Raw genomic sequence first — 13,327 nt, forward strand, 5'->3', positions numbered from 1 at the left:
TCCCCTGCGGCGGCGCGGGTTGATCAGATTACTTCAGCTGGTCTTCGGTGTAGTAGCCCGAGCCGACCAGAACTTCGTTCAGGTTGGCGGCGGTGACCGGAACCGGCTGCAGCAGGAACGAGGGGACGACCTTGACGCCGTTGTTGTAGGTCTTGGTGTCGTTGATCTGCGGCTCGCTGCCCTTGATCATCGAATCGACCATGCCGACGGTGACTTTCGCCAGCTCACGGGTGTCCTTGAAGATGGTCGAATACTGTTCGCCCGCCAGGATCGACTTCGACGATTGCAGTTCCGCGTCCTGACCCGAAACGATCGGCATCTTCAGGTCGCCCGAGCCATAGCCGACGCCTTTGAGCGAGGACAGAATACCGATCGACAGCCCGTCATAGGGCGACAGCACGCCGTTGACCTGCTTGTCGGTGTAGTTGGCCGACAGGATGTTATCCATGCGCGACTGGGCCGTTGCCGGGTCCCAACGCAGCGTGCCGACCTTGTCCATGCCCTGCTGGCCCGAGGGGATCACGATCTCGCCCGAGTCGATCATCGGCTGCAGCACCGACATCGCGCCGTCATAGAAGAAGAAGGCGTTGTTGTCGTCCGGGCTGCCGCCGAACAGTTCGACGTTCCACGGCTTCACGTTCGGGAAGCGCTCTTTCAGGCCCGCGACCAGGGTGTTGGCCTGCTCGACGCCGACCTTGAAGTTGTCGAAGGTGGCATAATAGTCGATGTCGCCGGTGTCGCGGATCAGGCGGTCATAGGCGATGACCTTGATGTCCGCGGCCTTGGCGTTTGCCAGCGCGTTCGACAGCGTGGTGCCGTCGATGGCGGCGATGACCAGAACGTCCACACCCTTGGTGATCATGTTCTCGATCTGGTTCAGCTGGTTCGGAATGTCGTCATCTGCATATTGCAGGTCGGTCTGATAGCCGGCTTCCTGGAATTGCTTGACCATGTTGTCGCCGTCCGCGATCCAACGGGCCGAGGTCTTGGTGGGCATCGAGATGCCGACCATGCCTTCGGCCGCGGCGATGCCCGGCACGGAGAGCGCGGCAACCGAGGCGGCTGCCAGAGCGAGTTTCTTAAGGGTAAACAATTAATTTCCTCCCGTTATGGGGCACGACAGAAGAAGGCGCTTTTTCTGGCGCCCTTTATGGCAATCTTCCGGTGCATCCCCCCGACTTCGCGGGCCGTCCGGGCCCGTCCCGAGGCCGATCACCGCGGCAGCGGACTTCTGCCCCGCTTGCCTGCCCGCAAGTTATCTTTGTGCAGGGTTTGGCGTCAATTTCGGTTTCTGGAACTCGATATACCTATTATGGTATATCTTAGCGCTAACATCGAAATGGACGCGAGGGGCGACGGATGCGGACAAATCGCGATCTTGGCGACGAGCTGGTCTCTCGCGGCATAAAATTGAGGCAATTGGCGCTTTTGGTTGCCGTTCAGCGCAGTGGGCAGCTTAGTTTGGCGGCAGCCTTGATGAATATCACGCAGCCGGCGGCTTCGCGGCTGCTGGCTGACCTTGAGCGGATCGTCGGCGCGCAATTGTCGCAGCGTCATAGCCGGGGAATCACCCTGACTCCGGCAGGGGAACGGCTGGCCGAGCGGGCGCGGTCGATGCTGCGCGACCTTGATCTGGCGGGCCGCGAGGTGCGCGACATCAATCGCGGCAGCGTCGGATCGGTGCATGTGGGTTCGGTCACCGGCCCCTCATTGGATCTGGTTCTGCCGGTGGTGCGCAGCCTTGAGCGATCCGAACCCTATCTGCGCTTCAAGATCGAGGTGACCTCCAGCGACCGGCTGGTGGCGGGGCTGCTCTCGGGCAATCTGGACCTGTATATCGGCCGTGTCCCCGAAGGCATCGAGGCCAGCCAGTTCGACACCATCCCGATCGGGGCCGAGCCGCTGTCGCTGGTGGTGCGCCGCGATCATCCTCTGGCCCGGCGCAAGGGGCTGACATTGGAGGAATGTTTGCCCTTCGACTGGGTGATGCAGCCGACGGGCAGCATGCTGTGCGACACGGTCGAACGCTACCTGACCGGGCGCGGTCTGGCCCTGCCGAGCACGGTGATCTCGACCGGATCGCTGATGCTGTCCTTTGCCTTCGTCATGCGCTCACAGGCGGTGGCGGTGATGTCGAGCTCCGCCGCGCGGCTGTTCTCCGAGGCGGGCGAGGGCGGTCCGGTCACGGAACTGGATGTCGTGCCGGGCCTGAGCGTCCCGGCCTATTCCATCGTCACCCTGCGCGACCGAGAGCCGACGCCGGCAGCGCAGATCTTTCTGAAGGTGCTTGAGGAGGAGTTGCGCGGGCGCGGCGCCTGACTTAGGCGATCCCGGCCCGAAGCTCGGCCCATTCCGGATGGCGGTCGAATTGCGCCCGGACATAGGTGCAGCTCGGCACGATCTGCATCCCCTGCCGCCGCGCGTCGTCGATCAGCCGCTGGACCAGCGCCATGGCGACGCCGCTGCCGCGCATGGTGTCGGGGGCAAGGGTATGGTCGGCGACGATGACACCGGGTCCGCCGGAATGCCAGGTCAGCTCGGCTTCGCCATCGGCACCGGGAATCTGGGCCGCATAGCGCCCGGAGGTGCCGAAATCCTCATGCGTGATGCGAATTGCAGGTTGTGCCATGGGCTGCTCCGTCATTGCGACTCGGGACTGCAGCATAGGCGCGTTCGGCCCTGTCGGCAGAGCCATTTCGCACGCTTTGGCGCGAAATCGTGCAGTTGCGCCGGGTTTGACCCCGGCGCGACCGGATCAGGCGCGTTCCGAATACTCGAACATCTCGGTATTCACGACGATGTCCTCATCGACGCCGACGAAGGGCGGGATCATGACGCGAAGGCCATTGTCGAGGATCGCCGGTTTGAAGCTTTTCGAGGCGGTCTGGCCGTTCAGCACCGGCTCGGTCTCGACGACCTTGCAGACGACTTTCTGCGGAATGCGGACCGAAAGGGCTTCATCGCCGTAATATTCGACAGTGGCGGTCATGCCATCCTGCAGGAAGGGGCGGCGGTCGCCCAGCAGGTCGGCATCCAGCTCGATCTGCTCGAAGGTTTCATTGTCCATGAAGACCAGACGGCCGTCGGTTTCATACAGGAATTGCTGGTCCTTGTTGTCCAGGCGGACGTTTTCGACCTTGTCTTCGCTGCGGAAACGCTCGTTGAGCTTGCGCCCGTCGCGCAGGTTCTTCAGCTCGACCTGAGCGAATGCGCCGCCCTTGCCGGGCTTGACATGGTTGACCTTGACCGCGGCCCAGAGCCCGCCGTCATGTTCCAGCACGAGGCCGGGCTTGATTTCATTGCCGTTGATCTTGGGCATGCGAGGCGACCTTTTCGCGAAAATGTTGCGGCTCGCGCGTCTTGAACCGCATGTGCTGGCCCCTATATCCACGGGCACGTTCCGTCGCAACCAGATCGTCAATCCGGCGTTGTCAAGGGCTGTCGGGCGTTTTCGTTTGTCGTGAAAGCTTCAGCTGCCGCAAGCTATGATCAAGATCGGCTTGGGTTTGCGCGGGGCGCATGGCTGTCATGTGGGCTAGGGCATACCGAATCATTGGCAGGATCGGCTAAGTCGCCCCTTGCCCGCCAGTCTGGCGACTGTAGCGACCCGACATCGGTCAGGTCGGTATGATGCGGTACCGCAAGAAAAACAGGATACAGTAGATGCGCGATTTCGTGGATGGTTCGGCATTCAATTTTGAGCAAGGCCAACGTGCCCGCAAGCTTTTTGCCGCCGTTGTGCTGGCCGCACTTGATGATGCGATCGCGGATGACAAAAAATACGGCAACGGGCCTGATCAAATTGCACGTTGGGCACGGTCGCGCGATGGCCGCGAGGTTCTGTCCTGCGCTGGCATCGATCCGAACGAACGAGTCGTGAAAGGCCTGATGGAATTCGTGGCCAAAGGCGTGCGGACCTCGGTCGCGCTGTCGCGCGAGGAAAGCGAACGCCGCCACGCCGCCGAAGAGGCAGACGCCGCCTGATCCCGGCCCCTGCTGCGCATCTGGGCCGTCCGCATGGGCGGCCTTTTTCGTTATTGGAACAGGTGCAGGACCAGCGGCGCAATGATCGCGGTCAGCACGGCGTTCAGCCCCATGCCAATCCCGGCAAAGGCGCCAGCGGTCTCGTTGACCTGAAAGGCGCGGGCGGTGCCGATGCCATGCGCCGCGACCCCGACGGACAGGCCACGTGCGCGCCAGTCATGGATTTTCAGCAAATTCAGCAGCGGTGTGGCGATGATCGCGCCGAAAATCCCGGTCAGCAAAACCAGGACGGCGGTGATCGTCGGTTCCCCGCCCAACCCCTCGGCAATGCCGATGGCGACGGGCGCGGTGGTCGATTTCGGCGCAAGGCTGGCCATCATCACCGGCGACAGGCCTGTCGCCTTGGCGATCATCAGGACCGATACCACAGCAGTTAGTGACCCGGCGGTCAGCGCCGCCAGCAGTGGCAGCAGCGCCTTGCGGACCCGGTGCAGGTTGTCGAATAGCGGCATTCCCAGCGCGACCGTGGCCGGGCCCAGCATGAAATGCACGAATTGCGCGCCCTCGAAGTAAGTCTGGTAGCTGGTCCCGGTCAGCTCCAGCAGCACTGCCAGCAGCGCCACCGCGACCATGACCGGATTCGCCCAGCTTTGCCGCCCGGCCGCGCGAAAACAGCGATCCCCGATCCAATAGGCAAACAACGTCGCGGTCAGCCACAGCAGCGGCCCGCGCGACAGATAGGACCAGATCAGCGCCGCATCGGTCATTCGTGCCGCCCCAGCAGCCGCACGACGCCGACGAAAACCAGCGCTCCCACCACGATGGCCAGTGCCGTCGAGACGGTCAGCGCAAGCGCGATGGCGAGGCCGTCGCTGCGGAACTCGGCCATATGGGCGACGACGCCGACGCCTGCGGGGACAAAAAACAGCGACAGGTTCGCCAGCAATCCGCGTACGACCGGGCGCAGCATCTCGGCCAGGGACGGCCGTATCAGGCAGCTTGCGACCAGCAGCATCATCCCGATGACCGGCCCCGGTACGGTCAGGCCAAGACCGCGAGCGGCGATCTCTCCGATCAGCTGAAAGGACAGCAATATGGCCAGCGCGGGAATCATGGCGTCAGATTAGCGCGGCCTAGGGCAAGGTCCACCGCTCAAATATTGTGGATAAAAGCGCGCGACCCTCCATATCTGGTGGCCAAGATTGACTTGAAGGCGCAAATCACCAAGAATTGCCGCATTTCACGTGAATCAAAGGCCTTGCCACATTGCGCTTCGACAGACTTCGCCTGAACGGATTCAAAAGCTTCGTGGACCCGACCGATCTGGTCATCCATGAAGGGCTGACGGGCGTGGTCGGGCCGAATGGCTGCGGCAAGTCGAACCTGCTTGAGGCTTTGCGCTGGGTCATGGGCGAAAACCGCCCCTCGGCCATGCGCGGCGACGGTATGGAGGACGTGATCTTTGCCGGAACGACGCGACGTTCCGCGCGCGCCCATGCCGAGGTGACGCTGACCCTTGATAACAAGGATCGTCTTGCCCCGGCGGGCATGAATGACAGCGACGCGCTGGACGTTACCCGTCGGATTACCCGCGATGCCGGCTCGGCCTATCGCATCAACGGCAAGGAAGTCCGTGCCCGCGACGTGCAGATGCTGTTCGCGGATGCCTCGACCGGGGCGCATTCTCCGGCGCTGGTGCGGCAGGGGCAGATTTCCGAATTGATCAATGCCAAGCCCAAGGCCCGCCGCCGCATCCTTGAGGAAGCGGCCGGGATTTCGGGTCTGTATCAGCGCCGGCACGAGGCCGAGCTGAAGCTGAACGCGGCCGAGGCCAACCTGACCCGCGTTGACGATACGCTGGATCAGCTGTCCTCTCAGGCTGCCTCGCTGGCGCGTCAGGCCCGTGCCGCCGCCAAGTATCGCGAGATCGGCGCCGTTCTGCGCAAGGCGGAAGGCCAGCTTCTGTATCGCCGCTGGCATGACGCCGATCAGGCCCGTACCCAGACCGCCGAGATCCTGCGCGAAGCGATTCGCGCCGCCTCTGACGCGGAAATCGCAGCGAAACGCGCCATTTCTGCCCGCGAAGAGGCCGACCGCCAGCTTCCGCCGCTGCGCGAGGAAGAACAGGTCGCCGCCGCAATCCTGTCCCGCGCCACCGTCGAACGCGAGGCTCTGGACGAGGCCGAGGCCCGAGCCGCGCAGGCGATCAAGACGCTGCTGGCCCGCATCAGCCAACTGGATCGCGACATCGAACGCGAATCTGCCCTGAATCGCGACGCGGTCGAGGTGATCGAGCGGCTGGAATGGGAACGGCGCGAGTTGGAAAAGGCCGGGCAGGGCCATGACGCCAAGCTGGAAGCCGCTGCCAGCACCGCCGAGGAAGCCGGCGAAGCGCTGCGCGAGGTCGAAGACAAGCTGGGCGAGTTGACCGACGAATCCGCCCGGTTGGCCGCGCGCTACCAATCCGCCGAACGGCTGGCCCATGACCTGCGCCAGATGCTTGACCGTGCCACGCGCGCCGCCTCCGAGGCCGAGGGCACGTTGGAGGCCGCGTCTGAAACCGGGAGCATCGCGCAATCCGCCCGCTCGACCGCCGAGGAAACCTTGGAGCAGGCCCGCGAGCGCGTCGAGGCCGCCGAGGACAGCCTGTCCGCCGCCGAGGAGGCCCGCGGCTCACTTGAGGCCGAGGAAGCCCTTGCCCGCGCCACCCGCGCCGAGGCCGAAGGTGAACTTTCCGCGCTGAATGCCGAAATGGCGGCCCTGACCCGTCTGGTTGAGCGCAATGGCAAAGGCGGCGAGTCGCTTCTGGACCTGATCCGGGTGGAAAAGGGTTATGAGGCGGCCTTTGGCGCGGCTTTGGGAGATGACCTGTCCTCGGGGCTGGCCAGCGATGGCTCGGGCTGGCACGTGCTGCCGGGCTATGGCGCGGCCCATCCGCTGCCCGGGGGCATTGCCTCGATCGCAGCACAGGTCGAGGGGCCGGCGGCGCTGGAGCGTCGCCTGTCGCAGGTCGGGCTGGTCAAGGATGTCGCGACCGGGGCAAGGCTGCAATCCACGCTGACGCCCGGCCAACGGCTGGTCACGCTGGAAGGCGACCTGTTCCGCTGGGACGGCATGCGCCTGCTGGCGGGCGAAACCGTATCGGCGGCGGCGCTGCATCTGCAAAAGGTCAACCAACTGGCCGAGATCACCCGACAGGCCGAGGCCGCGCAGGCCCATGCGACGGATGCAATCGCCGCGCATCTGGCCCTGCGCGACCGCCACATCGCGGCCAGCGAGGCCGAAAAGCGTGCTCGTGATGCCCGCCGCGAGGCTGAACGTGCGATGTCGGATGCCGCGCGCATCCTGACCAAGGCAGAATCCGAACTGTCCATGGCGCAAAGCCGCGCCGAATCCGCCCGTGCCGAGTTGGACCGCCATCGCGCCGATGCTGGCGATGCCCGCACGCGCCTGTCCGATGCCGAACGCGCCATCGGTGAATTGCCGGATCGGGGCAGCATTGCCGCTGCGTTGGAACATGCCCGCACCGCAGTTGAGGCCGCGCGCATCGCCACGATGACCCGCCGTGGCCGTCTGGACGAATTGAAACGCGAGGTGCTGTCGCGCACCAAACGGCTGCAGGAAATCTCGACCGAGGAATCCGGCTGGCGGCTGCGTCTGGATCAGGCCGGATCACGCTCGGCCGAGCTGATCTCGCGCCGCGACCATGCTGCCGAGGAGCTGGAGGCGGCCGAGGCCCAGCCCGAGGTTCTGGCCGAACGCCGCGAAGCGCTGACAGAATCCGAGGCCCGCGCCGCCGCCCGTCTTGCCCGCGCCCGCGCGGCGCTGTCTGCCGCTGACCAGACCCTGCGCGTTGCCGCCGAGGCTGAGCGCGAGGCGGAACGCGGCGCATCCGACGCCCGTGAGGCCCGCGCCGCCCGTCAGGCCCGTTCTGAGGCCGCGACCGAGGCCGAGGCCAATGCCCGCGCCCGTATCCAGGAAGACGCCGAATCCACCCCCGAGGCTCTGCTGGAGTCGTTGGGGGAATTGCAGCAAATCGCTCTGGCAGCGCTTGAGGACCAGATCCTGCGCCTGCGCCAGCAGCGGGATTCGTTGGGCGCAGTCAACCTGCGCGCCGAGGATGACAAGCAGGAGCTGGAAACCGAGCGCGACCGCCTCAGCGGCGAAAAGGAAGACCTGACCGAGGCCATCCGCAAACTGCGGCAAGGCATCGGCAGCCTGAACCGCGAAGGTCGTGAGCGTCTGCTGACCGCCTTTGACACGGTGAACCGCAATTTCACCACGCTGTTCACCCACCTGTTTGGTGGCGGCGAGGCGCGGCTGGTGCTGGTCGAATCCGACGATCCGCTGGAAGCTGGGCTGGAAATCATGTGCCAGCCTCCGGGGAAAAAGCTGTCGACCCTCAGCCTGCTGTCGGGGGGCGAGCAGACCCTGACCGCGCTGGCGCTGATCTTTGCCGTCTTCCTAGCCAATCCCGCGCCGATCTGCGTGCTGGACGAGGTCGACGCGCCGCTGGACGACGCCAACGTCACCCGCTTCTGCGATCTGATGGACGAAATGACCCGCCGGACCGAGACGCGATTCCTGGTAATCACCCACCACGCGGTGACCATGGCGCGGATGGACCGGCTGTTCGGCGTCACCATGGTCGAGCAGGGTGTCAGTCAATTGGTCAGCGTCGATCTGAAGCGCGCGGAAGCACTGGTGGCCTGAATCCGAAAACGCTAATAGGTCTGCCATTCCCCCTCGCGGAGCTTAAGACCAAGATGCGTGCGCTTTGCGCTTTCCTGACCATTGTCTGTCTGCACCCCCTGCCGCTTCTTGCCGCGCAGGTGACAGGCGATCCCGAAATGATCGGCCAGATCATGTCCGAAATGGGCCTGAAGGTCACGAAACGGCAGGACATCGAAGGCCTGCCCATGCTGGAAAGCGAGATCGACGACACGCTGTTCAACGTCTTCTTCTACGAATGCCATCCGCAGTGCCGCCGGATGCAGTTCGTGACCGGCTTCCAGATGGCCGAGCCGATGACTACTGCCGATGCGAATGACTGGAACCGCGACAACCCCTTTGCCAAGCTGGTGGTGGCGGAATCGGGCAATCCCTATCTGGAAATGGATATCGGTCTTGCAGGCGACGGTCTGGGACGCGAGAATTTCGAGGACGCGCTGGAAACCTGGCGCGGTGTCCTTGGCGATTTTCGCGCCTCCATCACAGAGTAGGTAAAGACCATGAGCATCGAGACGAAACTCGCCGAACTGGGGATCACGTTGCCGGAGGCGCCCGCGCCTGCCGCGAATTACGTGCCTTACGTGATCTCGGGGAACCTGCTTTTCGTCTCGGGGCAGATCAGCACCGCCAAGGGCAAGCTGGGTGCCGATCTGGCGGTCGAGGCCGGGACCGAGGCCGCGCGGACCTGTGGCCTTGCGCTGCTGGCGCAGGCGCGCGCCGCGCTGGGGTCGCTGGACCGTGTGAAGCGCGTGGTCAAACTGGGCGGCTTCGTCAATTCGACCCCGGAATTCACCGACCAGCCCGAGGTGGTCAACGGCTGCTCGAACCTGATGGTCGAGGTTTTCGGCGACAAGGGCCGCCATGCCCGCGCCGCGGTTTCTGCGCCGGCTTTACCGCGTGGCGTCGCGGTCGAGATTGAAGCGATCTTCGAGATCGAGTGATGGACCTGCATCCCGATTTCCTGCGCCTGCCGATCGCACATCGGGGGCTGCATTCGCTTGGGCTACCGGAAAACAGCATGGGCGCGTTCCGCGCGGCCATCGCCGCTGGATATGCCATCGAATGCGACATTCAGGCGGCGGCGGATGGGACTCCGGTCGTGTTCCACGACGATGACCTGCCGCGCCTGACCGGGGCCGAGGGGCTGGTGCGCGCCCTTGGCATCGACGCGCTGTCCCTGCTGCGCATCATGGGCACCGCAGAATCGATCCCGACCTTGGCCGAATTGCTGGCCGAGGTGGCGGGCCGCGTGCCGCTGCTGATCGAGATCAAGGATCAAAGCCTGCGCTCGACCGATCAGATTGGCGACCTGTCCGAACGCGTCGCCGAACTGCTGGCCGATTATGTCGGTCCGGTCGCGGTCATGTCCTTCAATCCGCATAGCGTTGCGGCTTTCCATCGCGCTGCGCCGGATATCGCCGTGGGCCTGACCACCTGCGATTATGACGCCGTGGATTGGCCGGATATCGATGCAACGACCCGCACGTCGTTGGCCACCATTGCAGATTTCGACCGAGTCGGGGCCAGTTTCGTGTCGCATGACCGCAACGATCTGGACAATCCGGCGGTGACGGCGCTGAAGGCACGCGGCGTTCCGGTCCTGACATGGACCATCCGCTCGTCCCAGCAGGAGCAGGCGGCGCGGCAGGTGGCCGACAATATCACGTTCGAGAACTATCTTCCGGGGGCAGCATGACCGATAGAAAATCCATGATCGTGACCGGTGGGTCGCGTGGCATCGGCCGGGCGGTTGCTCTTTTGGCGGCTGAACGCGGCTGGGACGTGGCAATCAGCTGGCGCGACGATTTCGCCGCCGGGCACGAGGTGCTGGAGCGCATCCGCGCCATGGGTCGCCGTGCCGTCGGCTTGCGCGCCGATGCCGCAAGCGAGGCCGACGTGGCCGCCCTGTTCGACGCGGCCGAGGGTGAGTTCGGGCGCATTGATGCCGTTGTCGTCAATGCGGGCATGCTGGCCCGCGCGATGCCTTTGGCCGAAATGACGCTGGAGCGCATGCAGCGCGTCATCGACGTGAACGTGATCGGAGCGCTGCTGACCGCGCGCGAGGCGGCACGGCGGATGGCGCGGCCCAAGGACCAGCCCTCGGCCTCGATCGTGCTGCTGAGTTCCGCTGCCGCGCGGCTGGGCGGTCCGGGGGAATATGTCGATTATGCCGCCAGCAAGGGGGCCATCGACAGCCTGAATATCGGGCTTGCCAAGGAGTTGGCGCCGCAGAACATCCGCGTCAATGCTGTTCGCCCCGGCCTGATCGAGACCGAGATCCACGCCTCGGGTGGCGACCCCGAGCGGGCGCAGCGCCTGTCCGTGGGCGTGCCGATGGGGCGTCCCGGCAGCGCCGAGGAAGTGGCCGAGGCAATCCTGTGGCTGGCCGGCGAACAGGCAAGCTATGTCACCGGGACAAACCTGGAAGTGACCGGCGGGCGCTGACAAGGCGAACCCGCCCGGTTAGGTTCGGTGCATGAGTGAACTCAGCGTCTCGGTCCTGTCTGCGATTTCCGGCATCGAACCCGCGCTATGGGATGGCTGCGGGGCGGGGGCCAACCCCTTCACCACGCATCGTTTCCTGTCCGCGCTGGAGGCGTCCGGTTCGGTCGGGCAGGGCACAGGCTGGCACCCGAGCCACCTGATCGCGCGGCTGGACGGTCAGGTGGCCGGCGTCGCGCCCTGCTACCTGAAGACCCACAGTCAGGGCGAGTACATCTTTGACCATGCCTGGGCGCAGGCATTCGAGCGCGCGGGCGGAGATTATTACCCCAAGCTGCAATGCGCCGTCCCCTTCACGCCGGTCACCGGCCCCCGGCTGATTTCAAACCATCCGGCGGCGCAGGGGGCGCTGCTGCAGGCGATGGCGCAGGTGGCCAAGCAATCCGGCCTGTCGGGCGTCCATGTCACCTTCTGCACCGAGGCCGAGGCCGAGTTGGGCGAGGCGGCGGGCTATCTGCCCCGCGCGAGCGAGCAGTTCCACTGGCTCAATCGCGGCTACGCATCCTATGACGAATTCCTGTCCGAACTATCCTCGCGCAAGCGCAAGGCGATCCGCAAGGAACGCGAGCGCGCACAGGCTTTCGGCGGCACGATCAGCAGCCTGCGTGGCGACCAGATTTTGCCCCGGCATTGGGACGCGTTCTGGCACTTCTATCAGGATACCGGCAGCCGCAAATGGGGTCGGCCCTACCTGACGCGGGCGTTCTTCGACATCCTGCATGACACGATGCGCGACGATTGCCTGCTGGTTCTGGCCGAACGGGATGGCCGTCCGGTCGCGGGCGCGCTGAACCTGCTGGGGACGGACTCGATCTATGGCCGCTACTGGGGCTGCGTCGAGGATCACCCGCATCTGCATTTCGAACTTTGTTACCACCGGGCCATTGACTGGGCGATCGAGCACGGTCTTTCCCGGGTCGAGGCCGGGGCGCAGGGAGAACATAAGCTGGCGCGGGGTTACTTGCCGACACAGACCCATTCCCTGCACTGGCTGGCCGATCAAGGCTTTCATGATGCAGTGGCGGATTACCTGACCCGTGAGCGCATGGCGGTCGGGCAGGAAATCGAATTGCTGACCGAGATGGGCCCGTTCCGACGCGGCGCCTGAATGACGAAACCTCTGGCTTACGTTGATAATGTTTTCGGATTCCGATTGGTCGCATTATCGACGTTTGAGGTTGAACCGAGTAGCCGCGCGCCAGCGGCGTATGGTATTTGAAAGCAGAATACGTGGAAAGAACGGATATTCAGCGATTATCAAGGTGATCGATACTGATCGACCGTTTGTGATGGATTTTGACAATCTTTTTACGGCTGGGCCGGTTCTCAGTCGCCTCAGGTGGGCGGATGCTTGGTGCCAAAAAAGAATGTAAATTACGCGGCATTTCTTGAGAGTGATGGCCACAGGAAATATTTAGACCCGTCATTCTACGATCAGATAATCTAGGTGAATTAAATTCTATTGCGCCGCAGCTTCAGGACGCGTGTCTGCTATGGGTCTTCAATGGGCGGCTACGCGGCATTGTCCTAAGCAAGTTTATGTCAGGTGGATACGGCATTGGCTACCAACCCAATATCACTAGACAATAAGGATGCAGACGACTGGCAGACTGAAAGCTTCCTTGGTTGTCGACCAAAACGATGGTTCGCGCCTCGGCGTGAAAGCACTTTCGCAGAGCACAATGAAATACGAGTGCTGGTGATGTACGATCCTTTCGAAAGACTGGACTCTCGGCATGCGGCACTTGTTCCGGGGGAAAAGTACAAAGTCCCCTTCCTTTGGTAGGCCTTGGGAAGGCATGCATATCCGATCGGGATGTGGAGTGAACCCCACGGGCTGGACCAAGGGTCCCGGAAAAACTGATACGCTGAACGGGCCTTGATCGGAGAAGGCTCATGACATCACGAGGTCCCTACCGTCGGCATTCGACCCCGTTCAAGCCGCAACTCTGCCAGGACATCCGTGCCGGGGTGATCGGCCGGCGGGATGCGCAGCGCACGCACCAGATCTCCGCCAACCTCATCCAATTGTGGCTGACGCAGTTTGATCGGGGTGAGTTGAACGATGAGGAGGCCGAGGCCAGCGTTATCGCCGAGTATGAAACCCGCG

At 63.9% G+C, this 13,327-nt stretch carries 13 protein-coding genes and 1 pseudogene; 9 read left to right on the top strand and 5 right to left on the bottom strand.

The features are described from left to right. Positions 1-28: 28 nt before the first annotated feature. On the bottom strand, positions 29-1,069 hold the full coding sequence (gene chvE / locus IB235_RS15220; protein WP_225612359.1) for a multiple monosaccharide ABC transporter substrate-binding protein: 1,041 nt from the start codon (positions 1,067-1,069) through the stop codon (positions 29-31). Positions 1,070-1,359: 290 nt separating this feature from the next. Between chvE and IB235_RS15225 the strand changes: the two genes are divergently transcribed. Next, positions 1,360-2,319: a LysR family transcriptional regulator gene (locus IB235_RS15225; protein WP_155039042.1), complete on the top strand. Its 960-nt coding sequence runs from the start codon at positions 1,360-1,362 to the stop codon at positions 2,317-2,319. Position 2,320: 1 nt separating this feature from the next. Here IB235_RS15225 and IB235_RS15230 read toward each other — a convergent pair whose 3' ends face one another. Together IB235_RS15230 and efp are read right to left on the bottom strand one after the other, a co-directional pair. Further along, entirely contained in the window at positions 2,321-2,629 is a 309-nt protein-coding gene (locus tag IB235_RS15230) for a GNAT family N-acetyltransferase (protein WP_155039041.1), read from the bottom strand. A 126-nt stretch (positions 2,630-2,755) separates the two neighbouring features. Next, on the bottom strand, positions 2,756-3,319 hold the full coding sequence (efp, locus tag IB235_RS15235; RefSeq protein ID WP_155039040.1) for an elongation factor P: 564 nt from the start codon (positions 3,317-3,319) through the stop codon (positions 2,756-2,758). Between the two features lie 344 nt (positions 3,320-3,663). On the opposite strand from efp, the gene IB235_RS15240 reads away from it, so the two are divergent. After that, a complete protein-coding gene (locus IB235_RS15240; protein WP_024842734.1) occupies positions 3,664-3,984 on the top strand; it encodes a DUF6280 family protein in 321 nt (106 codons plus the stop codon). 50 nt (positions 3,985-4,034) lie between these two features. On the opposite strand, the gene IB235_RS15245 is transcribed toward IB235_RS15240, so the two are convergent. Both IB235_RS15245 and IB235_RS15250 read right to left on the bottom strand, forming a co-directional pair. Then, positions 4,035-4,751, bottom strand: coding sequence for an LrgB family protein (locus tag IB235_RS15245; protein WP_192337409.1), 717 nt, complete (start codon positions 4,749-4,751; stop codon positions 4,035-4,037). Next, positions 4,748-5,098, bottom strand: a complete 351-nt coding sequence (locus IB235_RS15250; protein WP_192337410.1) for a CidA/LrgA family protein — start codon at positions 5,096-5,098, stop codon at positions 4,748-4,750. Before IB235_RS15250 ends, IB235_RS15245 begins: the two co-directional genes overlap by 4 nt. Before the next feature lie 152 nt (positions 5,099-5,250). Between IB235_RS15250 and IB235_RS15255 the strand changes: the two genes are divergently transcribed. The 7 genes and pseudogenes from IB235_RS15255 to IB235_RS15285 form a co-directional block, all read left to right on the top strand. After that, a complete protein-coding gene (locus tag IB235_RS15255; protein ID WP_192337411.1) occupies positions 5,251-8,697 on the top strand; it encodes a chromosome segregation SMC family protein in 3,447 nt (1,148 codons plus the stop codon). Between the two features lie 53 nt (positions 8,698-8,750). Then, the gene (locus IB235_RS15260; RefSeq protein WP_155039036.1) at positions 8,751-9,206 is read left to right on the top strand and encodes a YbjN domain-containing protein; all 456 of its coding nucleotides are present in this window, start codon (positions 8,751-8,753) and stop codon (positions 9,204-9,206) included. Positions 9,207-9,215: 9 nt separating this feature from the next. Further along, the gene (locus IB235_RS15265) at positions 9,216-9,656 is read left to right on the top strand and encodes a RidA family protein (protein WP_155039035.1); all 441 of its coding nucleotides are present in this window, start codon (positions 9,216-9,218) and stop codon (positions 9,654-9,656) included. Further along, positions 9,656-10,411 carry a glycerophosphodiester phosphodiesterase family protein gene (locus tag IB235_RS15270; RefSeq protein WP_192337412.1) on the top strand — a complete coding sequence of 252 codons (756 nt, stop codon included), beginning with the start codon at positions 9,656-9,658 and terminating at the stop codon, positions 10,409-10,411. Before IB235_RS15265 ends, IB235_RS15270 begins: the two co-directional genes overlap by 1 nt. After that, positions 10,408-11,160: an SDR family oxidoreductase gene (locus IB235_RS15275; RefSeq protein WP_192337413.1), complete on the top strand. Its 753-nt coding sequence runs from the start codon at positions 10,408-10,410 to the stop codon at positions 11,158-11,160. The genes IB235_RS15270 and IB235_RS15275 overlap by 4 nt, the downstream gene beginning before the upstream one ends. 31 nt (positions 11,161-11,191) lie before the next feature. Then, a complete protein-coding gene (locus IB235_RS15280; RefSeq protein WP_192337414.1) occupies positions 11,192-12,325 on the top strand; it encodes a GNAT family N-acetyltransferase in 1,134 nt (377 codons plus the stop codon). Positions 12,326-13,113: 788 nt separating this feature from the next. Continuing rightward, a pseudogene (locus IB235_RS15285) lies at positions 13,114-13,327 on the top strand (hypothetical protein); the annotation flags it as partial.

The organism is Paracoccus sp. PAR01 (genome assembly GCF_014851995.1).
Classification (GTDB): Bacteria; Pseudomonadota; Alphaproteobacteria; order Rhodobacterales; family Rhodobacteraceae; genus Paracoccus; species Paracoccus litorisediminis.

Coding starts and splice junctions, on each gene's coding strand:
- IB235_RS15225 (WP_155039042.1), top strand. CDS start 1,360: ATGCGGACAAATCGCGATCTTGGCGACGAGCTGGTCTCTCGCGGCATA.
- IB235_RS15230 (WP_155039041.1), bottom strand. CDS start 2,629: ATGGCACAACCTGCAATTCGCATCACGCATGAGGATTTCGGCACCTCC.
- efp (WP_155039040.1), bottom strand. CDS start 3,319: ATGCCCAAGATCAACGGCAATGAAATCAAGCCCGGCCTCGTGCTGGAA.
- IB235_RS15240 (WP_024842734.1), top strand. CDS start 3,664: ATGCGCGATTTCGTGGATGGTTCGGCATTCAATTTTGAGCAAGGCCAA.
- IB235_RS15245 (WP_192337409.1), bottom strand. CDS start 4,751: ATGACCGATGCGGCGCTGATCTGGTCCTATCTGTCGCGCGGGCCGCTG.
- IB235_RS15250 (WP_192337410.1), bottom strand. CDS start 5,098: ATGATTCCCGCGCTGGCCATATTGCTGTCCTTTCAGCTGATCGGAGAG.
- IB235_RS15260 (WP_155039036.1), top strand. CDS start 8,751: ATGCGTGCGCTTTGCGCTTTCCTGACCATTGTCTGTCTGCACCCCCTG.
- IB235_RS15265 (WP_155039035.1), top strand. CDS start 9,216: ATGAGCATCGAGACGAAACTCGCCGAACTGGGGATCACGTTGCCGGAG.
- IB235_RS15270 (WP_192337412.1), top strand. CDS start 9,656: ATGGACCTGCATCCCGATTTCCTGCGCCTGCCGATCGCACATCGGGGG.
- IB235_RS15275 (WP_192337413.1), top strand. CDS start 10,408: ATGACCGATAGAAAATCCATGATCGTGACCGGTGGGTCGCGTGGCATC.
- IB235_RS15280 (WP_192337414.1), top strand. CDS start 11,192: ATGAGTGAACTCAGCGTCTCGGTCCTGTCTGCGATTTCCGGCATCGAA.